This window comes from Candidatus Edwardsbacteria bacterium (assembly GCA_031082425.1).
Lineage (GTDB): Bacteria > Edwardsbacteria > AC1 > AC1 > EtOH8 > UBA2226.
Genome location: JAVHLB010000011.1, coordinates 1 through 22,867, shown reverse-complemented (window position 1 = coordinate 22,867; position 22,867 = coordinate 1). Strand labels below are relative to the sequence as shown.

Genomic DNA, 22,867 nt, shown 5'->3' with positions numbered 1-22,867 from the left:
CACAAAAGCCCCGCCATTCGGCGGGGCTTCTAAGTTAAAAGAAGACAGTAATTACGGCACCCAGGCCGCACCATAGCCGCGTGCCGTTATATTTGCCACCATTTTAGGCAAACCCCATCCTTCAAGTGGTATATACACATATTGGGAAGACCAGTCAGTTAAGTACGCTAAAATATATTGGCCCTGATACAAAAGATATTTTGAATCAGGCGACCAAGCTAAATCAATATACTGCGGCTCATGTGGTATATAAAGCGATAGTTTTGATGCAACTCTTCTTTTCTTCTTTGTTGATAGATCCAATAGATAAATTGAACGATCCTTAGTAAAGGCCATTGTTCTTCCATCAGGTGATACAGCTGGAGCATAGCCATTGCAAATTGTGTCCAATATTTTACCCTGCAAATCTACTCTGACAATATTGCCATCAAAAGTAGCCATATAAATCGATTGGCCGTCCTTTGCCCAAGATATGCCACCTAAGGCAAGCATATGTTCAAGTATTGTACTGTAGCCCCTTTTTTCTAAATAGAAAACTGCGCATGAGGGTTTAAGAAAAGCACGCGCATTGTTATCGTATACAGAATATAATAATGCAATACACTTACCATCCGGCGAGAATTTTATATTTGATAATTTCGCCGGCATTTCATATATCAACGTATCCACTTTATTTTTATGTAATAGATACAAGTCATAACACCACGATGCCCTTTTTGTTTTAGGCCATCCTATGATTTTGCTGAAACATATGGAATCAAAATAAACGTCGTGATAAAACAAGCCGTCCGGACGTGTTCTTACAATGGTATCTACCACATTGTTATTAAAATCGCTCAAAATAATGAAATGATAGTCATTTATATATATTCTACCTTTGGGTTTAGGTGATGGATTAACGCATCCAACCAACGATAGTGCTAATAAGAGGTATAACAAATACTTCATTTTCACCTCCTATTTCACACAATAATTCCAGATCAGCAGCGCCACGTGATGACAATTATTGAATGCAAAATTAAATTGTGGCGGAGAGTTGTCGAATACATCTAATGCTCTAGTAACGCAGTCATCATAACAATTGTTATTCGCAATTAATATTGGTTTACAATTAGAGGTATTATCAGGCCTTATTTCACCAGGGAAGTTTGTTGAAGGAAATAACACAACGAGTGGCTCCAGGCCTTTCTTAGGATAAAAACCACGGCTTTTACCATTTACATCAAGCCAACCATGAGGTATGCCATTTACCCAACCCCAACAATATGTTACGACTTTCCCCGTGGGATCGGTGGCATTCAGCGGATTATTTGCCACATACAAATACCAGTTAACCGAACCGCCCTTATCCCCTATCGGGTCGTTTTGCATAAACCTTCCAAGCTTGGGGCAATACTCCCTTGCTCTCAAGTTATATGCATACGCAGGCTTTCCGTCGTACTCCTGCCCGGTGTACCTGTATGTATTATAAGGTGTAGAACCCCAGGTTCCCAGGCTATCACCAAACTCGTCATATAGGTAACTCTTATAAACAGCGTAATTGCTGTCGCTTATACCAACGGTACTGCCCAGGGCATCGTGGTGGTAGTAATACTTCCTCCCGGTGCTGTCTAACCTGGCTAAAAGCATTCCATTGGCATAAACGTACTTGTATCTTAACCTCCCTCCGCTGGTCCTTTCCACCGCAGAATACATGCCGTCAGGAATATATTGGGTGTTGGTGTCCCCAGTGCAAACTTTCTTTAACCTTTGCCCGTCGCCGTTGTAATAGAACAGAGTGCTGTCAGAACCCTGCTTCACTTTTGTCAGCCGGTTCTCGTAGTCGTAAGAATAACTCCAAAACGTTTCGCCCTGCTCCTTGCCGGTCATATTGCCGTTATCATCGTATAGATAATCCGCCGAAGCGCCACCGGTCATTTGATTATTAGCGTTATTGTAATAATAATACACATCGCTGGATTTCCTGCTGTCCCGGAAGGTCCGGTTGCCGGCGGCATCATACGTATAGGTAAGGGTATCGCCGCTGTTAAACCCGGTGGGGTTCTTCACCTGCTTCAGCCTTCGTAAGCCGTCGTAGGAATAGTTGATCGTGCCGGAGAGCGTGGTCGTTCCGGGTCTGGTCATGTAAACGTAATTGGTGAGACGGTCCCCCAGGCCGTTATAGGTGTACTTATTCTTGAACCACCACAACCAAGTGAAACCATCCTCGCAGTATCCGCTACGTATAGAATCAATATAACCGCGAGTGGACAGATAGTACTTCTCTTCTATTGAATATCCGGGGTCGGTCCGGTAGGTTATTCCCTTGGGCATCCCGGTATCCCAGTAACTAAGATCAAAAGTGTCGCCGGTGGCAATTGTCCGGCCCACCCGATTGGCCGCATCGTAATTGTCATAGTTTTGTTCCAGATAGACATTGCCGGTGTTGTCCCCCTGGGTGACCGTCATCTGGGTGCGGTTGCCGGCCAAATCGTATTGGTAGGTGGTCTTGGCATTCAGGTAGCCGCAGGAATCGGTTTTTAGCCTATTCATATCATCGTAAGAATACAGCGTGGTTCCGTTTTTGTCAACCATTATTGTGCGATTGCCAACCTGGTCGTAATCGTAGATCACCGAATCGGCTGCCGAGTTGGCCTGATAAGCCGTCCAGTTATTGTAATACCTCTTCTTTACCAATCTTGACCGGCTGGTAGACATGCATCCGCAATCACCTATTTCATCATATACATATCCGATCACCTGCCCCTTGCGGTCCAATTTGAATTTAAGATCACCCCCGGCCCAGTAACCCAGGCTGTCGTAGGTGGTATCGGGGTAGGCTATTTTGACCAGCCGGTCCATGCAGTAAGTATAATTGATAATATTGCCCAGAGCGTTGGTCTGGGAACTCATCCGGTCATGTAGATTATATGAATACAAGGTGGAATCAAAAGCGTTGGCCGAATCGTTGGGCGAACGGTATTCCTTAAGCTTGGTCAGATGATCGTGCGGGTCATACTCGTACTCGGCCTTGAACAGGGTATCGGTCTTGATGGTGTATTTTTTGAGTAGGTTCCCTTTTAGGTCGTAAACCATGGAATCCTTGGTGGTATCGGGATACACGGTTTTTACTAAATGCTTGAACTGGTCGTAGGTATAATAGGTTCGGCTGGGATTATTGGGATAATCTCTATAAAATGTCATAGTATCTAATGTCCCAAGTGTCAAGTTGTAGCCATAATGCGTAACTATATCCTCGTTCCCCTCCCCGGTTGGTGCCATATCTATCCGCTGTTCCGTCAAGTAAAGCCCAGTATCCCCAGGGGCGTAGTGCATGATGGTCTTTTTATCCAACGGATCCAATGCCTCTAAAAGATTTCCGTTGGAGCTGTAGTGGTATCTGGTGGTCACGTCGTGTTGCGAACCTTCCCCATCGGCCAGCACCCTGTTTTTGTAGACCGTGGCCGTGTCCACATAATTGTTGGAAGCGTCGTAATAGTGGTAGGTTCTTTTGCCCGCCTCGTCAATGGTGGAATCCGGCAGGCGGTAGTTGCTGTCGCCCTTGGCCGAGTAGTAGGTCCTTGTCGTATCCCCGTTGGGATAAATCACTCGTTCCGGGCTGGGCCAGTAGCGGGTGGTGGTATCGCCGGGGCTATGGTAGTGTGAATAATAATATTTAGTGCTGTCATTGTTGGGGCCTATAACCAGGCCGGGATTGTAATCTTTGTCATAAAGCGTATCCATGGTAGTAACAGTAAGCCCGGTGACGGGGCTATAGGTCATATCCTTGTATTTGGTGCCGTCCTTGTTGAAAATCAGCGTTCGGATAAAATACCTCTCGTTATCGGTCCAGGCCGCAAGACTGTCCTGAGGATTAAAGTTGTGATTAGTAGGATCATGTGCACCTATTATCGAGTTTTCTTCCCAGTAGTATACTTTAGTACTGTCATATCCTGTAGTAGTTGATGAGTTGAAGAAATATTTTATATAAGCCCTATAAACCACCTCATCGTTTGTTATGTCAGTATCGTTATCGCCTTTTATCATTTCCTGATAACATAATTTGTTATTAGTTGAATCATACCAGCAACAAAGACGATCATTCTTTTTATTGCTACCTCTATAGATTGTATCTATAAAGCCAAGTCCCTTCTGATATACAGACAATTTGCCAGAACCATAATCCTCGTTTATACTTTTCGTAATATCGCCATTGTAATAATATCTGCTTAAAATATTCACTGAACCATCGCTGTTAATATGAGAAATTACTTGACTAATATTCATGCCAGCTCTTGTTGTATCATATCTATATTCAATATAACTTTCTAAAGAATCATAAAACAACCTTGATAATTGATTTAAAGCATTATAGCGTAGAGTTAGATTGCTACCGCCATAATCTGAAATGCTATCAAGGTATGTGCTGTCTGCAGCATGCCAAAGTTTATAGTATTTACTATTATTCATAATTATGCTATCCAATGCGCCATAAATATTGAATCTATACTTGGTCCCATTCGATTTATTTATGTACCAGCCGCCGCCAGTAATACTGTCTAAATAATTTCCGTCTTGTCGTTCCGATAAATATTTTGTACTACCCGAAATACGTAAAAACTTGTTCCAACCATTAACACCATCTACCAAAATAATAGTATCATTATTCATACTTCTTGTTAAATATATATTCCAGCTATGATTCCAATCTATGCTGCCAAATGGCTTTCTCCAGTATTTATCGCTTTCGCTATTGGTTTTCATATTCTTTGAATATTTTCTAATAAAATTAATATCTTTAAATAATATATCACTTTCTTCAATTATTTTATTGCCATATAATGCAGACACTGGATTGCCCACGACATCGCATCCCTTAGGTTTTTTTGCAACAACTTTAAAATAAACTGCATTCCCAATATCTGCACTCCCCGACAAAACATGCACTGCATATAAAGTACTACTTGGGGTTGCATCTGGATCAATCCATAGTGAATATGTGCAAAATCCGCTTGCATAGTGTGTACTAGGTGCATTTAAACCCCAAGTACTATCAGAATCTATCCCTCTGACATGAATATTATTATTTCCCGTATCTGGCGTATAAGGCCAACCACTATTAAAAGATAAATTTTGATCAAACAATGGGCGTATACAATCATCTATAAAGGTGTACCAACCAGGTTCGTTCGACCAAGCATAACGATACACGCTACCAGAAAATGATTCACCAGGTGATAATAATATTGTATCTTTTATTGGAACATACTTAATTCCAAAAGCAGCAAACGAATTAGAAAACGACAACACAAGCATCGTGCTAAATAATGTTAGTTTTTTCATGTTAAAAAACTCCTTTAAACCTATAATTAGAAGTAAATTTTTACACTTATTAAAATTTCCCTTTCAGGTGTATTTTGGGTTGTCATCGTAATACTGGCGTATCAAGGCAAGATACTCGGGTATCATGCCCTGGTACTGGCGTATTATGGCAAGATACGCTGATCTCTTGCCATGGTATTGCAGTATCACGGCCTGATACTGTAATACCTCTTCATAATACGCGAATACCGCCTTTAGGTACCGTAGAATATTCGTCTAATTCCCTAAGCTTTTACCCTGGGACCCTTCTTCCCTCCCGGCTGCCTTCGGGCCACCCCGTATTTCTGCAACTCCGGCGAGGATTTGCCGTATTCCGATTCCAGATAACTGACCACCTTGCCCAGTAATAACCTCACCTCGGTCTCGTTCTTCTTCAGATCCTTGGAAAGGGCATGCAGTTCGGCCTTGGCCTTTTCCTGCTTTTCATCCAGCGTCCGCAAAGCGCTCAAATATTTTCCCAGTTCCACGGCATAAGCCTTTTGCTTGGCGTCTCCGCCAGCCGATTTAAGGCCGGCCGTGACCTGCTTCAATATGCTTATCAGATCAGCAAAGCTGCGTCCAATTCTTATTGCCATTACATTCACCACCTTTGTGGTTTATGGTTTTGACCTCACCACTTCGCAAGCTAAATAATAATAAGCATTACTCAGTGCAGGCTCTTGTTCAACCTAGCCTTTCTCCCTTCCCTCGAGGGAAGGGACGGGGTTGGGTTAAAACAAAAAACCCGCCCTGCTTCTTTGTGGGAAGCAAGGCGGGACGTTTTCTGTTGGTAATGACTTATATAACTGGTCTGGTCTGGTCTGGTCTGGTCTGGTCTGGTCTGGTCTGGTCTGGTCTGGTCTGGCAAGGTATATGCCAAATAAATATATGTTCGCGATTTTATTCATTATTTTGCCGTATACCAAACTTTATAGCATAGTATCATTATTGCCATATCCTGTCAAGCATTATTTTCTGGCAGACAAAAAAGGCGCAAGATGAAAATCACCCTGCGCAGCTAACAATTTCACGACTGTGCTCGGATAAAATGAAACCGCTAATAGGCACAAATTTCCTGGCTTTCTGGTCCCCGCCTTCAGTGGAGCGGCATTGCCGCAGCTCCGAAAAAGCATTCAGTGCGTTATCTGCTTTCTGCCGGCTCTGGTCCAATGGATGCCGGAGCAAACGCCCTGCCCGCCGCGCAACTGGGCGGTTGTGACTTCTTTGGTTACTTTCTTGGTCACAAGAAAGTAACAACGTTGCGCCAGGGGCAGATTCAGGCTGATGTATTCCTCTGCTAACTATTTTCTCCGTTTGATAAATAAAAAAGGCGCAAGGTGAAAATCACCCTGCGCCCGTATCATTCAAAGGATATTACTCGGCTTTCTTGGCCTCTTTCTTTACTGCCTTCTTCTCCGGCTTTTCCTTTTTGGCCTTGGGGGCCTTCTTCTCGCCCTCTTCCTTCTTCTCGGCCTTCTTCTTGGGGGCGGCCTTGGCCTTCTTCCCGGCCTCCTCTGGCTTCACCTTGTCCGGGGCGCCGAACAGCTCCATCTGGGCCAGCAGGGCGGCGTCGCCGTGGCGGGGCCACAGCTTTACTATGGAGATAAAGCCGGATCTCTTGTCCTTCATCCGGGGGACGATGACGTCAAACAGTTTTTTCAGCACCGCCTGGTCCTTGACCACGGTGGCCACCTGGCGCCGGGCGGCCAGGGTGCCCTTCTGGGCGATGCTGATCATGTGCTCGGCATCGCGCCGGATGACCATGGCCTTGGTGATGGTGGTCTTTATCCGCTCGTATTTGAACAGGGAGGTCACCATGTTGCTGACCAAGGCGGCCCGGTGGGACCGGGTGCGGCTTAATTTGACGGTATCTTTACGGTGTCTCATTGATCTCCATTCTACTTAAGAAAAGTAGTCTAAAAATGTTGTTTACTTGGATTTCTTCTTGGTTTCCAGGAATTGGTCAACCTTCATCCCGAAGCTCAGGCTCATGGCCTTGAGGATCACCGACAGTTCGGCCAGCGATTTGCGCCCGAAATTGCGGTATTTGAGCATCTCGCTCTCGGTCTTCTGCACCAGGTCGCCCAGGGTGTTGATATTGTTGGCCCTCAGGCAGTTGGCCGAGCGGACCGACAGCTCCAGCTCCTCCACCGGCTTGTTGAGCATGTCCCGCATCTTCAGCAGGTCGTTGTCCACCGCATCCTCCCGCAGTTCGTCGGGCTTGTCGCCGAAGGACTGGAACAGCCCGATGTGGTCCTGCAGCAGTTTGGCGGCGTAGGATACCGCCATGTCCGGCTTGATGGAACCGTCGGTGTGGACCTCCAGTATCAGGCGGTCGTAGTCGGTGCGTTCGCCCACCCGGCAGTTCTCCACGTGGAAGTTCACCTTGGAGACCGGGGAGAAGGCCGCATCCAGCGGGATCAGACCGATGGTGTTGTACGATTTGCGGAACACCTCGGCCGGCACGTATCCCCGGCCGTGATCCACCGTCAACTCCATCTTCAGGCTGCCGTCCTCGGACAGGGTGGCCAGGTGCAACTCGGGGTTCAGGATCTCCACATCGGGGTCGCCCTCGATCTGGGCGGCGGTGATCCGGCCCTTGGTCTGGGCCTTCAGGTAGACGGTCTTGGGATGCTCGGAATGCAGCCGGATCCGCAGCTGCTTCAGGTTGAGCACGATCTCGGTGACATCCTCCATGATGCCGGGGATGGTGGAGAACTCGTGCAGCACCCCCTCGATCTTGACCGCCACCACTGCCGACCCGGTGATGGAGGACAGCAGGACCCGGCGCAGGGCGTTGCCCAGGGTCAGGCCGTAGCCGCGCTCCAGGGGTTCGGCGGTAAAACGTCCGAAAATGTCGGTATTGTTGGCTTCATCTATGATAATGCCTTTCGGCATCTGTAAACTTTTCCATCTCATGGTTAAGTCTGCCCCCTTGTTAAACGGTTGAAGGTTGAGCCCGCCGCTTTTTTACCGGCGGCCGGCCAGGCAGTTAAGGCCTACTTGGAATAGAGCTCGATGATCAACTGCTCGTTGATCGGCAATCCGATGGTGTCCCGGGTCGGCACGTTAAGCAGGCTGCCGCTCATGGTGGCCGGCTCGTACTTCAGCCAGGATACCAGGGCTCGGCTTTTATTCTTATCCAGAGATTCCTTGATGATGATGTTCTCTTTGCTCTTGTCCTTGACCTTGATTACGTCCCCCGGCTTGATCAGGTAGGAGGGGATGTTCACCACCTTATCGTTCACCAGGAAATGCTTGTGGCCCACCAGCTGGCGGGCGGCCGAGCGGGAGGGGGCCATCCCCATCCGGAAGACCACGTTGTCCATCCGCCTCTCCAGCAGCGACAGCAGGTTCTCGCCGGTGACCCCCTTCATGCGGGAGGCCTTGTCGAAGTATCCCCGGAACTGGCGTTCCAGGATGCCGTAGATGCGGCGCACCTTCTGCTTTTCCCGGAGATGGATGGCGTAGCCCGAAGGCTTGCGGTTGACCTCTTTGCCGCGCTCGCCCGGAGGATAGCTCCTCTTCTCAAAGGCGCATTTGGCGGAATTGCAGCGCTCGCCCTTCAAAAACAGCTTGGTGCCCTCGCGGCGGCACAGTTTGCATCTGGCGTCCGTATATCTGGCCATCTGTGTAAAAAACCTCCTTAATGATTTCCTTGAAAATTATCCCTGGTCGCTTTTCATACCCCCCGGTCGAAATTACCCAGCCGGGTCTGTTTAGACCCGTCTCCTCTTGGGGGCCCGGCAGCCGTTGTGCGGCACCGGGGTGACGTCGCGGATGACGCTGATGTTGAGTCCGGCCGCCTGCAAGGAGCGGATGGCCGATTCCCGTCCGCCGCCGGGGCCCTTGACCCAGGCCTCCACCCGCTGCATGCCCAGCCCCAGGGCGATCTTGGCACAGCTCTCGGCGGCCACCTGGGCGGCAAAGGGGGTGGATTTGCGGGAACCCTTGAACCCGGCCTTGCCGGCCGAGGCCCAGGCGATCACGTTGCCGTTCTTGTCGGTGATGGTGACGATGGTATTGTTGAAGGTCGACTGGATATGGGCTATCCCGGCCGACTCTATCTTCTTCTCTTTTTTCTTTTGGCTTTTTTTATCCTCAGCCATTTTTCCCCTTTATATCGAAAGTGTTAACCGCTGAAAAGTTTATCTTACTTCTTGGGCGGGGCCTTCTTCTTGACCACCCCGGCCTTCTTGGGCCCCTTCCTGGTCCGGGAGTTGGTCTTGGTGCGCTGGCCCCTGACCGGCAGGCCCCGGCGGTGCCGGATGCCCCGGTAGCAGCCGATCTCCATCAGGCGCTTGATCGACAGGGCCACCTCGGTCCGCTTGGTGCCCTCCACCTTGTGCTCGGCCTCGATGATGGAGCGCAGCCGCCCCACCTCGTCCTCGGTGAGGTCCTTGACCCGTTTATTGGGATCGACCTTGCCTGCCGAAAGTATCTTCTTGGCGGAAGTCGGGCCGATACCGAAAATATAGGTTAACCCTACCTCTATCCGCTTCTCGCGGGGAAGATCAACACCAGCGATTCTGGCCACCTTATTGCCTCCTTAAATATAAACGCTTAAAAATTTAACTAGCCCTGCCGCTGCTTATGGCGGGGGTTCTTGCAGATGATCCTTAAGACCCCCTTGCGGCGGATCATTTTGCAGTGTTCGCAGATCTTCTTTATCGAAGCCCTTACTTTCATTTTATCCCATTCCCCTTTATTCTTAACGGACTGTTTTTTACTTGAAACGGTACACTATCCGGCCCCGGGTCAGGTCGTAGGGAGAAAGCTCCACCGTCACCTTGTCGCCGGGAAGGATCTTGATGAAATGCATCCTCATCTTCCCGGAGATATGGGCCAGTATCTTATGACCATTGGGCAGTTCCACTCTGAAGGTGGCGTTGGGCAGATTCTCCACCACCGTTCCTTCCACCTGTATCCCTTCCTGTTTGGCCATGCACTCCTTGGTTACTGATGTTGTTGGGTTATCGCTACCGGCTGGTCGCCCTATCTGGTGACTATCTCCGGGTCTCCGTCGGTGACTATCACCGTGTCCTCAAAATGGGCCGACAAACTGCCGTCCCTGGTCACCACCGTCCAGCCGTCGGACAGGAACTTTACATCGGATTTCCCGGTGTTTATCATCGGTTCGATGGCCAGCGACATCCCGACTTTGAGCACCGGGCTGTCGCCGGGCCGGAAATAGTTGGGGATCTCCGGCTCCTGGTGGAGGCTGGCCCCCACCCCGTGGCCGCACAGCTCCCGCACCACCGAAAATCCGGCGTTCTCGGCCGTCCGCTGGACGGCCTTGGAGATGTCGGTGACCTTGTTGCCGGCCCGGGCCTGCTCGATCCCCAGCTCCAGCGACTGCCGGGTCACCGCCATCAGCTTCAAGGCCTCCGGCGAGGGGCTGTCGCCCACCAGGTAACTCCGGGCGGCGTCGGCGATGAAGCCCGCCTTGCGGACCCCCACGTCTATCCCCACCAGGTCGCCCGATTTCATCTTCCGGTCGGCCCGGGGTATGCCGTGAACCACCTCATGGTTTATGGAGATGCACAGGTTGGCAGGATAGTTGCGGTAGCCCTTGAAGGCGCATTCCCCGCCCCGCTGCCTGATGAAATCGCAGGCCAGGCCATCCAGCTCCAGGGTTGATATGCCCGGGGCAACGGAATTTTTAAAAACATCCCACAGGCCGGCGATTATCTTGCCGGCCTCCCTGATCCGGGAGATATCGGAGCTGCTGTTGATGATTATCATTCCCGCCCGGACCACAGGGTTTCTTTTAAAGAACGGTATACCTCGTCGGGGGTTTTGGAGCCGTCCATCTTTTTGAGGATGCCGCGCGAGAGGTAATAATCCTTCAGCGGGGAGGTCTGCTGTTGGTAGACCTCCAGCCTTTTTTCTGCGGTGGCCGGCTGATCGTCCACCCTTTGGTCCAGGGCCGACCCGCATTTATCGCATCTGTCCGGGTTTTTTGGGGCCTGGAACAGAAGGTTGTAGATCGCCCCGCATCCCGGGCAGGTCCGTCGGGAGGTCAGCCTTTTCACCAGCTCCCGGTCGTCCACCTCCAGCCAGAGAACAACATCGATGCTCATTCCCCGGAGCTTTAGGATCTCATCCAGCTTTTCGGCCTGTTCCACCGTCCGGGGGAAGCCGTCCAGTAAAAACCCTTTTTGGGCGTCATCCTTTTCCAGCCGCTGGGCCACCACCTCGATCATCACCTGGTCCGGGACCAAGGCCCCGCGGTCCATGAAGGATCTGGCCTTTAACCCCACCTCCGTCCCGTTCCTGGCGGCCTCCCTGAGCATGTCGCCGGTGGAGATATGCGGTATCCCGCGATCCCGGCTGATAAAAGCCGCCTGGGTCCCCTTGCCGGAGCCCGGGGCCCCGAACAGGACTATTCTCATGGGCTACATCCTTCCGGACCGGCCGGAGATCTTGCCCTTCTTTATAAAGCCTTCGTAATGTCTCATCAGCAGGTGGGATTCTATCTGCTGCAGGGTGTCCAGGGCCACCCCCACGATGATCAGCAATGTGGTGCCGCCGAAGTAGAACGGGATGTGGGCGGCCTTCATCAGAATGGTGGGCAACACTGCGATCAGGGCGTAGAATATGGCTCCCGGCAGGGTGATCCGGGTCAGGATCCGTTCGATATATTCGGCGGTCTTGGAGCCCGGCCGGATGCCGGGGATGAACCCGCCGTACTTTTTCATGTTGTCGGCCATGTCGCCCGGGTTGATGACGATGGCGGTGTAGAAATAGGCGAAGAAGATGATCATCAGTCCGTAGATCAGGTTGTAGAGAAAGGCCCCCGGCGAGAACATGGCGGTCAGGTTCTGGGCCCACTCGCCCTTGATGAAGGTCCCCAGGGTCATGGGGAAGGACAGCACGCTCTGGGCGAAGATGATGGGGATCACCCCGGCGGTGTTGAAGCCCAGCGGGATGTAGGTGCTCTGCCCGCCGTAAACCTTCCGGCCCACCACCCGCTTGGCATATTGCACCGGGATCTTCCGGGCCCCCTGGGTCATCAGCACCACCGAGGCCGTGACCAGGATCATCAGGATCCCGATCAGGACCAGGGGGATGATGCCGATGGCCCCGCCCTTTAGTGAGGTGTAGGTGTTCAGCAGGTCGCTGGGGATGGCATCCAAACAGCCGATGAAAATGATCATGGATATGCCGTTGCCGATGCCCCGCTCGGTGATCTGCTCCCCCAGCCACATCACGAAGATGGTGCCGGCGGTCATGGTGATGGCGGTTATCAGTTTGAATCCGAAGCCGGGGTTGGGGACCACCGGGACCCCGTTGGGGGCCAGGCTCTCCAGGAACAGCGAGATGCCGTAGGACTGGACCAGGGCCAGGCCCACCGTGGCATAGCGGGTGTACTGGTTGATCTTCTTGCGGCCCTGCTCGCCCTCCCTCTGCAGTTTCTCCAGGAAGGGGATCACCGCGCCCATCAGCTGCATGATGATGGAGGAGGTGATGTAGGGCATGATCCCCAGGGCGAAGATGGTGGCCCGGCTCAGGTTTCCGCCCACGAACAGGTCGTACATCCCGAACAGGGTGCCCCGCTGGGCCCGGAAGAATTCGGCCAGGACCTGGGTGTCGATGCCGGCGGTGGGCAGGTGCCCGCCGATCCGGTAGACCACCAGCAGGGCCATGGTGAAAAGGATCCTCCTCCTGAGCTCCGGGATATTGAATATATTTTTTATCTTTTCAAACATCACCCAAATCCATTACTGTAAATTAGCAATTAAATTCTTGGGCCAAGCGTGGGGCTGAGGTTTAGGCTACCTCGGCCTTGCCCCCGGCGGCCTCTATAGATTTCCGGGCGCCGTCGGAGAAGGCGCTGGCCTTGACGGTCAGGGCGTTCTTGAGCTCGCCCTTGCCCAGGATCTTGACCGGCTTCTGGGTGCTTTTGATCAGCCCTTTCTTGGCCAGGTAGGCCGGATCGATCTCCTTGGCCCCGGAGATCTTGGCCAAGGTGGATATGTCCACCAGCTGATAGGCCCTTCTCTTCAGCGGGGTGAAACCCCGTTTGGGAAGCCGGCGCTGCAGCGGCATCTGGCCGCCCTCGAACCAGGCCGGGACCTTGGCCCCCGAGCCGGCCCGTGATTTCTGCCCCTTGTGCCCCCGGGTGGAGGTGCCGCCGTGTCCGGAGCCGGTCCCGCAGCCCCGCCGTTTGCTGTTCTTGACCGAGCCCTTGGCCGGCCTGATATCGTTAAGATTCATGTTACTTGGCTCCTTCGGCGATCTCTTCCACTTTCAGCAGGTGCTCGATCTTTTTGACCATTCCCCTGATCTGGGGGGTATCGTTCTGCTCCACCGTATGGTAGAGTTTCCTGATGCCCAGCGATCGGACGATCTTCTTCTGCTTCTCGGTGCGGTCGATGGTGGAATGGACCTGGGTTATTCTTAGCTTCTTTGTTTTTGACACGGAAAATTCCTCACTGACAAATCATTTATAACATGGCAGGGGCTGGCCTGCAGATGGATCGGTTGGCTTGCTACTGGGCCGGCGCTTCCGGCTCGGCTTCGGCCGGCTTGATTTCAGCCGGTTTGGCGGCGGGCTTGGCCTCCTTATCCTTGAACCTCTCGGCCATGATATCCTGGGGCAGGCGCAGCTGCTTCAGCCCGTTCAGGGTGGCCTTGACCAGGTTATGGGGGTTGTTGGAGCCCAGGCTCTTGGTCAGGATGTCGGTGACCCCGCAGGCCTCCAGGACCGAGCGGACCACGTTGCCGGCTATCACTCCGGTGCCCGGCCCGGCGGGGCGCAGGACCACCTGGCTGGCGCCGTATTTTCCCAGGACCTGATAGGGGATCTTGCCGTCGGCGATGGAGTAGTGGGAGATGCTCTTCTTGGCATCCTCGGTGGCCTTGCGGATGGCCTCCGATACCTCGCGGGCCTTTCCCTTGCCGATGCCCACATGTCCGTTGCCGTCGCCCACCGTCACCAGGGCCGTGAAGCCAAAGCGCTTGCCGCCTTTGACCACCTTGGCCACCCGGTTGATGTGCACCACCTGCTCTTTGATATCGCCCAGGGAATTTAAGTTTATCTTTGCCAAAATCTTATCTCCTAAAATAGCTTTAGAATTTTAAACCTGCTTCTCTGGCTGCTTCGGCCAAGGCCTTGACCCGGCCGTGGTAGATGTACCCCCCTCGGTCGAAGATCACCTGGGTGATCCCCTTGTCCATGGCCAGTTTGGCGATCCTCTGGCCCACCAGCTTGCTCTCGGCTATCTTGCCGCTGTCGGTGTGCTCCAGCCGCCCGGTGGAGGCCAGGGTCTTGTGGTTGAAATCGTCGATGATCTGGGCATAGATGTGTTTGGAACTGCGGAACACGCACAGCCGGGGACGCTCCCCGGTCCCCCTGACCTTGCGGCGAATTCTGATGTGACGCCTGATCCTGGCATCTCTGATCTGTTTTGCTTTATCTGACATCTTCGTATATCCGGTTAATAGGGATTTTCGGTTTGAAGGCTGATCCGTTATGGCTTACTTCTGCCAAAGCCCGGTGAATATATTTTGGGACGCCCTGATCCGTTACCCGCCGGCCCCCGCGGCGGCCTTGCCGGCCTTGCGGCGGACGACCTCATCCTGGTAGCGGATCCCCTTGCCCTGGTAGGGCTCCGGCTTGCGGAACTGCCTGATGGCGGCCGCCACCTCCCCCACCGTCTGGCGATTGATGCCCTTGACCACGATGCTGGTCTGATAGGTCTTGTCCTTGACCTTCAGCAGCGGCTGGTCCTGGATCTCAAAATCTATGCCGTCCGGCTTGGGCAGGAAGACGGTGTGGGAATATCCCAGCGACAGGGTCAGGCCCTTGGGCTCTATCACCGCCTTGTAGCCGATACCGTATACCTGCAGCACTTTTTGGAAGCCCCGGCTCACCCCGGTGACCGCGTTGGCCAGCAGGGCCCGGGTCAATCCGTGCAAAGCCCGGTCGAACTTCTCGTCGCTGTTCCGGGATACCGTCAAGTTATCGCCCTCCAGCGCCACCTTGATGTTGGGGTGGAAGGGCTGTTCTATGGACCCCTTGGGGCCGGTCACTTTGACCGAGCCGGCTTTTATTTCGGCCTTGACCCCCTGGGGCAAGTTTATTGGTTTTTTTCCAACCCGAGACACTTCATTTCTCCTTAAAAAAACTATCAATTACCAGATGTAACAGACTACTTCGCCGCCCACCCCGCTCTTGCGGGCATCCTTGTCCTTCATCAGGCCCTGGGAGGTGGAGATAATGGCCAGGCCGGTTCCGCTCTTCACCTTGGGCAGTTTGTCCCCGGGGGCGTAGACCCTCAGGCCCGGGGTGCTGACCCTTTTCAGCCCCTTGATGAAATGGCTGCCCTTATCGTCGTATCTAATGTAGACCCGGATGATATTCTGCCGGTCGTCGGTGATATATTTGAAGTTGGAGATCAGGCGCTCCTTCATCAGGATCTTGGTGATCCCCAGCTTCATCTTGGATGACGGGATGTCCACCTTCTTTAGTTTGGCTTTGCCCGCATTTCGGATCCTGGTCAGCATATCGGCAATGGGATCGGTCATCGACATATCGTTATTCTCCTAAAATTCTTTAGAATCGAATTACCAGCTGGCTTTGGTCAGGCCCGGGACCTCGCCCCGCAGTATCAGTTCCCTCAGGCAGATGCGGCATAAGCCGAAATCCCGGTAATATGCCCGGGAGCGGCCGCAGCGGTTGCAGCGATTATGCTGTCTCACCTGATATTTTGGCCTGGCAGCCTTTTCGATCATAGCCTTTCTGGCCATAGGTTGTTATTCCTTCCTGGTTATATGTTCTGTTTTATTAAAACCGTCTGGTGCGGGCGGCGGCTACTTCTGCTGGAACGGCATGCCCATCAGGCGCAGCAGTTCCTTGGCCTCCTCGTCGGTCTTGGCGGTGGTGACGATGGTGATGTCCATGCCGAAGACCTTGACGATCTTGTCGTAGTTGATCTCGGGGAAGATGATCTGCTCCTTGACCCCCAGGGTGTAGTTGCCCCGGCCGTCAAACGACCTGGTGGGCACGCCCCGGAAGTCGCGGATGCGGGGGATGGCCACGTTGAGCAGCCGGTCGATAAATTCGTACATGATGTTGCCCCGCAGGGTCACCATGGCGCCGATGGGCACCCCGGCCCGCAGCTTGAAGGTGGCGATGGATTTCTTGGCTTTGCGGATGGAGGGCTTCTGGCCGGTGATGGTGCCCAGGTCCTTGGCGGCGGCCTCCACCAGTTTGGGGTCCTGGGTGCCCTCGCCCAAGCCCATGTTGACCACCACCTTCTCCAGGCGGGGGGCCTGCATCACGCTCTTGTATCCGAATTTTTTGACCAGGGCCGGCTTGACTTCCTTGGTGTATTTCTCTCTTAATCTTGCCATTTTGTTCCTAATTTTTTGTATGATCTTACTACGGTAACTTCTGACCTATTCTTTGTCCCACAAAAAACGCCAAATATATAAGAGTAAATTATTTTAGTGTACTTGGTGGGAAACCCAACGACCTATTCTTTGTCCAGCATCTCGCCGCAAGCTTTGCAGATCCTGGCCCGCTTGCCGTCGGCCAGGGTCCGGGTGCCCACCCTGACCCCCTTGTCGCACTTGGTGCAGACCACCATCAGGTTGGTGAGGTTTATCGCCGCCTCCTTCTCCAGGATCCCGCTTTTCTCGCCCTGTTTGCGGGGCTTGGTATGGCGCTTGACGAAATTCACCCCCTCCACGATGGCCCGTCCCTTGACCGGCAAAATCTTCAGGACCTTTCCCTTCTTGCCCTTGTCATTGCCGGCTATTACTATGACGCTGTCGCTTTTTTTGATCTTCATTTTACATCCGCTCCTATATCACTTCCGGGGCCAAAGAGATGATCTTCATGAACTGACGGTCCCTCAGCTCCCGCCCCACCGGGCCGAAAATACGGGTGCCCTTGGGCTCGTTCTTGTCGTCGATGATCACCGCAGCGTTATCGTCGAACCGGATGTAGGAACCATCCTTGCGGCGGATCTCCTTCCTGGTCCGGACGATCACCGCCCTGGCCACCTCGCCTTTTTTGATGGCCCCGCCGGGCAACACGTCCTTGACGGCCACCTTGATGATGTCGCCCACCGAGCCATAGCGGCGGAAATGGCCGCCCATCACCTGGATGCACATGGCCTTCTTGGCGCCGGAGTTGTCGGCGATATTTACCCTGGTATATTGTTGAATCATATTTTTCCTGCCTTGCTGCCCCGTTTTTTCAGGGATTGTTTTATCTTATATTTGGTTTAAATATAACGATTGATGACTACTTGGCCTTCTCCATCACTTCCACCAGGCGCCAGCGCTTGGTCTTGGAAATGGGCTTGGTCTCTATGATCCTGACGGTATCGCCCAGCTTGGCCGACTGGTCCTCGGAATGGGCGTAATATTTGGTGGTCCTTTTGACCACCCTGCTGTACAGGGGATGCTTGACCCTTCGCTCCACAGCCACAATGATGGTCTTGTTCATCTTGTCTCCCACCACCTTGCCGATCCTGGTCTTTCTTAAATTTCTCTCTGCCATCTGTTCTACTCCTTCGATCCGGCGCCGGCGGCCAGTTTGCGGATGCTCTTGAGGTCCTCGTTGAGAACCGTCTTCATCCGGGCCACCGAACGGCGGGTGTGCCTAAGTTGCAGGGGATTGGGGATCTGCTGGGTGTTGCGGCGCAGTTTCAGGTTGAAGTTGGCCTCGGTCTCCTCCTTCAGCTTCTGCTCCACTTCGGCCCGGGTCATCTCCCGGAGCTCTTTGGTCTTCTTCATTTCGTCACCTCGATATGGCGATGGCGCGGAACCATCCTGGTTTTAATGGGCAATTTGTGGGAAGCCAGCAGCATGGCTTTCTTGGCGGTGGCCTCTGGGATCCCGCCGATCTCGAACATCACCCGGCCCGGCTTGACCACGGCCACCCAGTGGTCGGGGGCCCCTTTGCCCTTGCCCATCCTGGTCTCGGCCGGTTTGGAGGTCACCGGTTTGTCGGGAAAGATCCTGATCCAGACCCGGCCGCCCCTCTTGATGAACCTGGTCATGGCCACCCGGGCCGCCTCTATCTGCCGGTCGGTGATCCAGGCGGCATCCAGCGACTGGAGGCCGAATTCACCGAAGGCTACGTAATGTCCCCTGGTGGCCAGGCCGCACCGGCGTCCCCTTCTTTGTTTGCGGTGTTTTACCCGCTTTGGCATCAACATAGTATTTTACAACTCCAGAAAGTCGGTTAATTATTCCTATTTGGCTACCGCCTGCTTGCCCAGCACCTCGCCCTTGAATATCCAGACCTTGATCCCGATGCAGCCGAAGGTGGTGTGCGAGGTGGAGGTGGCGTAATCGATATCGGCCCGGAGGGTGTGCATCGGCACCCGGCCCTCGCGGTAGCTTTCGGTCCGGGCGATCTCGGCCCCTCCCAGGCGCCCGCCGCAGGCGATCTTGATCCCGTAGGCCCCCATTCGTAACGTGCTCTGAACGGCCTTCTTCATGGCCCGGCGGAAGGAGATCCGCTGTTCCAGCTGGCGGGCGATATTGTCGGCCACCAGGCGGGCGTCCATCTCGGGCACCTTTATCTCGGCGATGTTCAGGTGGACCTCCTTCTGGGCGGTCAGGTGCTGGATCTCGGCCTTAAGCTTCTCGATCTCGCCGCCCTTGCGGCCGATGACGATGCCCGGCCGGGAAGTGTGGATGGTCACCGTCACCCGCTTGGATGTCCTTTCGATCTCTATCTTGGAAATGCTGGCATTCATCAGCTTCTGCCGCAGGTAGCGCCGGATCCTCTCGTCCTCCTCCAGCAGGCTGGCAAAATCATTCTTGGCGAACCACCTGGAGTCCCAGGTCTTGATGATCCCCAGCCTTAACCCTATGGGATGTGTCTTCTGACCCAAACCTTTACCTCCGTTAATTTATTTAGCCTGGTCGGAAACCCGAACCAAGAGATTACTGGTGCGCTTCAGCCGGCGGTCGGCCCGGCCCCGGGCCCGGGGGCGGAACCGCTTCATGATGATGCCCTCGTCCACCCTGATCTCGGATATCCTGAGGGTATCGGGATCGGCCTTGGCGTTGCCGGCGGTCTCCACCGCCGAGGCCACCGCCGATTTGACGGCCTTGGCCAGGTGGGGGCTGCCAGATTTGGGGACGAATTTGAGGATCGAGAGGGCCTCGTTGCATTTCTTGCCCCGGATCAGGTCGGCCACCGCCCTCATCTTCCGGGGGGTGACCCGGATATGCCTTTTTCTGGATAATGCTTCCATCTTCTATCTGTCGCTCCTTATGCCTTGGTGGCCGCCGGGGCCGCCGCTGCAGCTGCCGGTATGGCGGCGGTAGTGGTCTCGGTCCTTTTCTTTTTGTCCACTTCCTTGCCGACCGCCCCGTGCTTGCGGAAGGTCCGGGTGGGCGCGAATTCGCCCAGCTTGTGCCCCACCATATTTTCGGTGATATATACCGGGATGAATTTATTGCCGTTGTGGACCGCGATGGTATAGCTGACGAATTCGGGTGGCACCATGGAGCGCCGGGCCCAGGTCTTGATGACCTTCTTTTCCCCTGAGGCCGCCAGGGCCTCGATCTTGGCCAGCAGTTTGGGATCGATATAGGGTCCTTTTTTAAGGGAGCGAGACATTATTTTCTCCTCTTAAGGATGAATTTACTGGTTGTCTTCTTCTTCTTTCTGGTCTTTTTGCCCTTGGACAGCAGGCCCTTGGAACTGCAGGGATGCCTGCCGCCGGAGGATTTTCCCTCGCCGCCGCCCATCGGGTGATCGTGCGGGTTCTTGGCCACGCCCCGGCTGTGGGGTTTGACGCCCAGCCAGCGGTTGCGCCCGGCCTTGCCGATGGAAATATTCTCGTTCTCCAGGTTGCCCACCTGTCCCAGGGTGGCCATGCACTCCAGCCGGACCAGGCGGACCTCGCCCGACGGCAGCCGGAGGTGGGCGTTCTCCCCTTCCTTGGCCATCAGCTGGGCCGAGCCGCCGGCGGTCCGGACCATCTGCCCGCCCTTGCCCTTTTTGAGCTCGATGTTATGGATGGCGCTGCCCAGGGGGATCTCGGACAGGGGCATGCAATTGCCGACCTTGATATCGATGCCTGAGCCGGACAGGATCTTGTCGCCCACCGTCAGTCCCAGGGGAGCGATGATATAGCGCCATTCGCCGTCGGCGTATTTCAGCAGCGCTATGCGGCAGGAACGGTTGGGATCGTATTCAATGGCGGCCACGGTGGCCGGAATGGCGAATTTATTGCGCTTGAAATCTATCAGCCGGTAGGCCCTTTTATGGCCGCCGCCCCGGTGATCGGCGGTCACCCGCCCGTGGCTGTTGCGTCCGCCCGATTTGTTCAGCGATGACAATAAAGACTTTTTTGGTTTTGATGATGTGATCTCGTCAAAACTGTACCCGGTGCGATGACGCATTCCCGGGGTGGTCGGTTTATATGATTTGATAGCCATCTAACGAAGTTCTCCTAAATTTTATATCCCGGAATTATTTTAAATGCCTTCGATCATCTCTATCTTCTGGTCCTTGGCCAGGGTGACAATGGCCTTCTTCCAGTCCGGCCTCTTCCCCTGGTTGCGCCCCAGGCGCTTGGTCTTGCCCATCACATTCATGGTGGTCACTTCCTTGACCTTGACCTTGAACAGCGTTTCCACCGCCTGCTTTATCTGGTGCTTATTGGCATCCCGGGACACCTCGAAACCGTAACGATTGAATTCCTCGCGGAGGTTGGTGATCTTCTCGGTGATCAGCGGTCTGATGATGATTCGGTAGTTCATTTGGCGAATGCCTCCTTTACGGCTTCCAGGCCCTTCCTGGTAAGGATCACCTTGTCGGCCTTGATGATATCGTAGGGATTGACCTCCCTGACCGGTTTTAAGGTCAGACCCGGGATGTTGCGTCCTGATTTGCGGACCTCCGGGGAATGGATCTCGTCCAGCAGCAGGACTTTCTGCCCGCCCATCTCCATGGTCTTGAACAGCTCCACCATCTCCTTGGTCTTGCCGGTGGTCTTAAGCGATTCTATCACGCCCAGCTTGCCGGACTTGAAGCCGTCGGACCAGGCCGAGCGGAGGGCAGCCTGGCGGGATTTTTTGGGAAGCTCCCAGTAATGATCCCGGGGCTCCGGGCCGTGGGCCGCATAGCCGCCCACCATGATGGAGGATCTGGTGCTGCCCTGGCGGGCCCGGCCGGTGCCCTTCTGTTTGAAAGGCTTCTTCCCGCCGCCCCGGACATCGGCCGCATTCTGGGAGCAGGCCGTGCCCTGTCTCTGGTTGTCCAGGTATTCCCTGACCGCCAGATACAGCAGATGCTGATTGGGACGGGTGCCGAAGACATCCTCCGGTACCTCCAGGCTGCCGGATTTCTTCCCCTTATCATCGAACAGATTTACAGATAACATTGATGAATGCTTTCCTTATATCTTATGGATTGACAAGATTCCGTCCGGAGCTCCGGGTACCGCTCCCTTGACCAGAATAATGTTCTTGGACTGATCTACTTTGACCACCTTCAGGTTCCTGACCGAGAATTTAACATCCCCCATGTGCCCGGCCATCTTGGTGCCGGGATACACCCGGCCCGGGGACGAGCCCGAGCCGACGGCTCCGGCATGGCGGTTGCGGTCGGTCTGCCCGTGGCTGGCAGGTCCGCCGTGGAATTTATGGCGCTTCATAACGCCGGCGGTGCCTTTCCCCTTGGTGGTACCGGCCACCTTGATCCTGTCGCCGGCGGCAAAAATATCAGCGGTTATCACCTGGCCCAGCTGATAGCCCGCCGTATCATCAACCCGGAACTCCTGCATCACCTGGACCGGCTGGGCCTTGGATTTGGCCAGATGGCCGCTGGTTGGTTTGTTCACCTTGCCGGGCTTCTTGGATCCGAATCCCAGCTGAACGGCGCTGTAGCCGTCCTTGTCCTTGGTCTTGATCTGGGTGACCACGCAGGGCCCGACCTCCAGCACCGTCACCGGAACCATGACGTTGCTCTCGCCGAACACCTGGGTCATCCCGATCTTTCTGCCGATCATTGCGTTCATGATATAGCCTTATTATCGATTCTGAATTCTTGATTCTGTGGGGTAGGCCGGTAAAACTTACAGGCCGCTCTTGATCTCGATATCCACCCCGGCCGGAAGCTCCAGCTTGGTCAGGGCAGTGATGGTCTGGGGGGTGGAGTTGAGAATATCTATCAGCCTTTTGTGGATCCTCCGTTCGAACTGCTCCCGCGATTTCTTGTCGACATGGGTGGAACGGTTGACGGTATAGATCGTCTTCTTGGTCGGCAGGGGTATGGGGCCGGAGATCCTGGCTCCGGTCCGTTTGGCGGTGTTGACGATCTCGGCCACCGACTGGTCCAGCACCGCGTGATCATAGGCCTTAAGTTTTATTCTGATGCTTTGAACTGACACCTTTATATTCCTTTTATCTGATTTCCAAATATTTCCCTCTCCGTTGCCGGGAGGGCAGTCCTATTCCATTATCTCGGTGACGGTTCCGGCGCCCACGGTGCGGCCGCCCTCGCGGATGGCGAACTTCAGGCCCTTCTCCATGGCGATGGGGG

General features: G+C 53.9%; 34 protein-coding genes and 1 pseudogene. All 35 read right to left on the bottom strand.

The annotated features are described in order from the left end of the window. Positions 1–51: 51 nt before the first annotated feature. Positions 52–948: a hypothetical protein gene (locus RDU76_10345; protein MDQ7799322.1), complete on the bottom strand. Its 897-nt coding sequence runs from the start codon at positions 946–948 to the stop codon at positions 52–54. Between the two features lie 9 nt (positions 949–957). Next, positions 958–5,322 (bottom strand): RHS repeat-associated core domain-containing protein, encoded by a 4,365-nt coding sequence (locus RDU76_10340; protein ID MDQ7799321.1) that lies wholly within the window; start codon positions 5,320–5,322, stop codon positions 958–960. 263 nt (positions 5,323–5,585) lie between these two features. After that, positions 5,586–5,936, bottom strand: a complete 351-nt coding sequence (locus RDU76_10335) for a hypothetical protein (GenBank protein MDQ7799320.1) — start codon at positions 5,934–5,936, stop codon at positions 5,586–5,588. A 778-nt stretch (positions 5,937–6,714) separates the two neighbouring features. After that, the gene (gene rplQ / locus RDU76_10330; protein ID MDQ7799319.1) at positions 6,715–7,227 is read right to left on the bottom strand and encodes a 50S ribosomal protein L17; all 513 of its coding nucleotides are present in this window, start codon (positions 7,225–7,227) and stop codon (positions 6,715–6,717) included. Positions 7,228–7,269: 42 nt separating this feature from the next. Continuing rightward, entirely contained in the window at positions 7,270–8,259 is a 990-nt protein-coding gene (locus RDU76_10325; protein ID MDQ7799318.1) for a DNA-directed RNA polymerase subunit alpha, read from the bottom strand. A gap of 80 nt (positions 8,260–8,339) precedes the next feature. After that, positions 8,340–8,969: a 30S ribosomal protein S4 gene (rpsD, locus tag RDU76_10320; GenBank protein MDQ7799317.1), complete on the bottom strand. Its 630-nt coding sequence runs from the start codon at positions 8,967–8,969 to the stop codon at positions 8,340–8,342. Positions 8,970–9,059: 90 nt separating this feature from the next. Continuing rightward, positions 9,060–9,449 carry a 30S ribosomal protein S11 gene (gene rpsK / locus RDU76_10315; protein ID MDQ7799316.1) on the bottom strand — a complete coding sequence of 130 codons (390 nt, stop codon included), beginning with the start codon at positions 9,447–9,449 and terminating at the stop codon, positions 9,060–9,062. 44 nt (positions 9,450–9,493) lie between these two features. Then, positions 9,494–9,877 carry a 30S ribosomal protein S13 gene (gene rpsM / locus RDU76_10310; GenBank protein MDQ7799315.1) on the bottom strand — a complete coding sequence of 128 codons (384 nt, stop codon included), beginning with the start codon at positions 9,875–9,877 and terminating at the stop codon, positions 9,494–9,496. 38 nt (positions 9,878–9,915) lie between these two features. Further along, positions 9,916–10,029 carry a 50S ribosomal protein L36 gene (gene rpmJ, locus RDU76_10305; GenBank protein ID MDQ7799314.1) on the bottom strand — a complete coding sequence of 38 codons (114 nt, stop codon included), beginning with the start codon at positions 10,027–10,029 and terminating at the stop codon, positions 9,916–9,918. A 37-nt stretch (positions 10,030–10,066) separates the two neighbouring features. Then, positions 10,067–10,285: a translation initiation factor IF-1 gene (gene infA, locus RDU76_10300; GenBank protein MDQ7799313.1), complete on the bottom strand. Its 219-nt coding sequence runs from the start codon at positions 10,283–10,285 to the stop codon at positions 10,067–10,069. Between the two features lie 50 nt (positions 10,286–10,335). Beyond that, on the bottom strand, positions 10,336–11,085 hold the full coding sequence (gene map / locus RDU76_10295) for a type I methionyl aminopeptidase (GenBank protein MDQ7799312.1): 750 nt from the start codon (positions 11,083–11,085) through the stop codon (positions 10,336–10,338). Further along, positions 11,082–11,735, bottom strand: coding sequence for an adenylate kinase (locus RDU76_10290; GenBank protein ID MDQ7799311.1), 654 nt, complete (start codon positions 11,733–11,735; stop codon positions 11,082–11,084). Before RDU76_10290 ends, map begins: the two co-directional genes overlap by 4 nt. A gap of 3 nt (positions 11,736–11,738) precedes the next feature. Further along, the gene (secY, locus tag RDU76_10285) at positions 11,739–13,052 is read right to left on the bottom strand and encodes a preprotein translocase subunit SecY (GenBank protein ID MDQ7799310.1); all 1,314 of its coding nucleotides are present in this window, start codon (positions 13,050–13,052) and stop codon (positions 11,739–11,741) included. 61 nt (positions 13,053–13,113) lie between these two features. Next, entirely contained in the window at positions 13,114–13,560 is a 447-nt protein-coding gene (rplO, locus tag RDU76_10280; GenBank protein ID MDQ7799309.1) for a 50S ribosomal protein L15, read from the bottom strand. 1 nt (position 13,561) lies between these two features. After that, positions 13,562–13,765: a 50S ribosomal protein L30 gene (rpmD, locus tag RDU76_10275; protein MDQ7799308.1), complete on the bottom strand. Its 204-nt coding sequence runs from the start codon at positions 13,763–13,765 to the stop codon at positions 13,562–13,564. Between the two features lie 70 nt (positions 13,766–13,835). Next, a complete protein-coding gene (rpsE, locus tag RDU76_10270) occupies positions 13,836–14,393 on the bottom strand; it encodes a 30S ribosomal protein S5 (protein MDQ7799307.1) in 558 nt (185 codons plus the stop codon). Positions 14,394–14,415: 22 nt separating this feature from the next. Then, the gene (gene rplR, locus RDU76_10265) at positions 14,416–14,769 is read right to left on the bottom strand and encodes a 50S ribosomal protein L18 (GenBank protein ID MDQ7799306.1); all 354 of its coding nucleotides are present in this window, start codon (positions 14,767–14,769) and stop codon (positions 14,416–14,418) included. 102 nt (positions 14,770–14,871) lie between these two features. Further along, positions 14,872–15,453 carry a 50S ribosomal protein L6 gene (gene rplF, locus RDU76_10260; GenBank protein ID MDQ7799305.1) on the bottom strand — a complete coding sequence of 194 codons (582 nt, stop codon included), beginning with the start codon at positions 15,451–15,453 and terminating at the stop codon, positions 14,872–14,874. A gap of 27 nt (positions 15,454–15,480) precedes the next feature. Continuing rightward, a complete protein-coding gene (gene rpsH, locus RDU76_10255) occupies positions 15,481–15,879 on the bottom strand; it encodes a 30S ribosomal protein S8 (protein ID MDQ7799304.1) in 399 nt (132 codons plus the stop codon). Positions 15,880–15,912: 33 nt separating this feature from the next. Next, positions 15,913–16,095, bottom strand: coding sequence for a type Z 30S ribosomal protein S14 (locus RDU76_10250; protein MDQ7799303.1), 183 nt, complete (start codon positions 16,093–16,095; stop codon positions 15,913–15,915). 63 nt (positions 16,096–16,158) lie between these two features. Next, on the bottom strand, positions 16,159–16,701 hold the full coding sequence (gene rplE, locus RDU76_10245; protein MDQ7799302.1) for a 50S ribosomal protein L5: 543 nt from the start codon (positions 16,699–16,701) through the stop codon (positions 16,159–16,161). A 122-nt stretch (positions 16,702–16,823) separates the two neighbouring features. Beyond that, on the bottom strand, positions 16,824–17,141 hold the full coding sequence (gene rplX / locus RDU76_10240; GenBank protein ID MDQ7799301.1) for a 50S ribosomal protein L24: 318 nt from the start codon (positions 17,139–17,141) through the stop codon (positions 16,824–16,826). A 13-nt stretch (positions 17,142–17,154) separates the two neighbouring features. After that, positions 17,155–17,523, bottom strand: a complete 369-nt coding sequence (rplN, locus tag RDU76_10235) for a 50S ribosomal protein L14 (protein ID MDQ7799300.1) — start codon at positions 17,521–17,523, stop codon at positions 17,155–17,157. 76 nt (positions 17,524–17,599) lie between these two features. After that, positions 17,600–17,857: a 30S ribosomal protein S17 gene (gene rpsQ, locus RDU76_10230; protein MDQ7799299.1), complete on the bottom strand. Its 258-nt coding sequence runs from the start codon at positions 17,855–17,857 to the stop codon at positions 17,600–17,602. Between the two features lie 5 nt (positions 17,858–17,862). Further along, positions 17,863–18,093, bottom strand: a complete 231-nt coding sequence (rpmC, locus tag RDU76_10225) for a 50S ribosomal protein L29 (protein MDQ7799298.1) — start codon at positions 18,091–18,093, stop codon at positions 17,863–17,865. Further along, positions 18,090–18,518: a 50S ribosomal protein L16 gene (gene rplP / locus RDU76_10220; GenBank protein ID MDQ7799297.1), complete on the bottom strand. Its 429-nt coding sequence runs from the start codon at positions 18,516–18,518 to the stop codon at positions 18,090–18,092. The genes rpmC and rplP overlap by 4 nt, the downstream gene beginning before the upstream one ends. 36 nt (positions 18,519–18,554) lie before the next feature. Next, positions 18,555–19,202: a 30S ribosomal protein S3 gene (rpsC, locus tag RDU76_10215; protein ID MDQ7799296.1), complete on the bottom strand. Its 648-nt coding sequence runs from the start codon at positions 19,200–19,202 to the stop codon at positions 18,555–18,557. 18 nt (positions 19,203–19,220) lie between these two features. Next, entirely contained in the window at positions 19,221–19,568 is a 348-nt protein-coding gene (rplV, locus tag RDU76_10210) for a 50S ribosomal protein L22 (GenBank protein ID MDQ7799295.1), read from the bottom strand. Positions 19,569–19,669: 101 nt separating this feature from the next. Further along, positions 19,670–19,936: pseudogene (gene rpsS / locus RDU76_10205) on the bottom strand (30S ribosomal protein S19). After that, complete coding sequence (gene rplB / locus RDU76_10200) at positions 19,936–20,760, bottom strand: 50S ribosomal protein L2 (GenBank protein MDQ7799294.1); 825 nt, start codon at positions 20,758–20,760, stop codon at positions 19,936–19,938. The pseudogene rpsS and the gene rplB overlap by 1 nt, the downstream one beginning before the upstream one ends. Before the next feature lie 39 nt (positions 20,761–20,799). Further along, a complete protein-coding gene (rplW, locus tag RDU76_10195) occupies positions 20,800–21,084 on the bottom strand; it encodes a 50S ribosomal protein L23 (protein MDQ7799293.1) in 285 nt (94 codons plus the stop codon). Next, the gene (gene rplD, locus RDU76_10190) at positions 21,081–21,707 is read right to left on the bottom strand and encodes a 50S ribosomal protein L4 (GenBank protein ID MDQ7799292.1); all 627 of its coding nucleotides are present in this window, start codon (positions 21,705–21,707) and stop codon (positions 21,081–21,083) included. The genes rplW and rplD overlap by 4 nt, the downstream gene beginning before the upstream one ends. A 15-nt stretch (positions 21,708–21,722) precedes the next feature. Beyond that, a complete protein-coding gene (gene rplC, locus RDU76_10185; GenBank protein MDQ7799291.1) occupies positions 21,723–22,343 on the bottom strand; it encodes a 50S ribosomal protein L3 in 621 nt (206 codons plus the stop codon). Positions 22,344–22,400: 57 nt separating this feature from the next. Beyond that, positions 22,401–22,715, bottom strand: coding sequence for a 30S ribosomal protein S10 (rpsJ, locus tag RDU76_10180; protein ID MDQ7799290.1), 315 nt, complete (start codon positions 22,713–22,715; stop codon positions 22,401–22,403). Positions 22,716–22,775: 60 nt separating this feature from the next. Beyond that, positions 22,776–22,867 (bottom strand): hypothetical protein (locus tag RDU76_10175; GenBank protein MDQ7799289.1); only part of this gene is annotated, 92 nt, incomplete at its 5' end.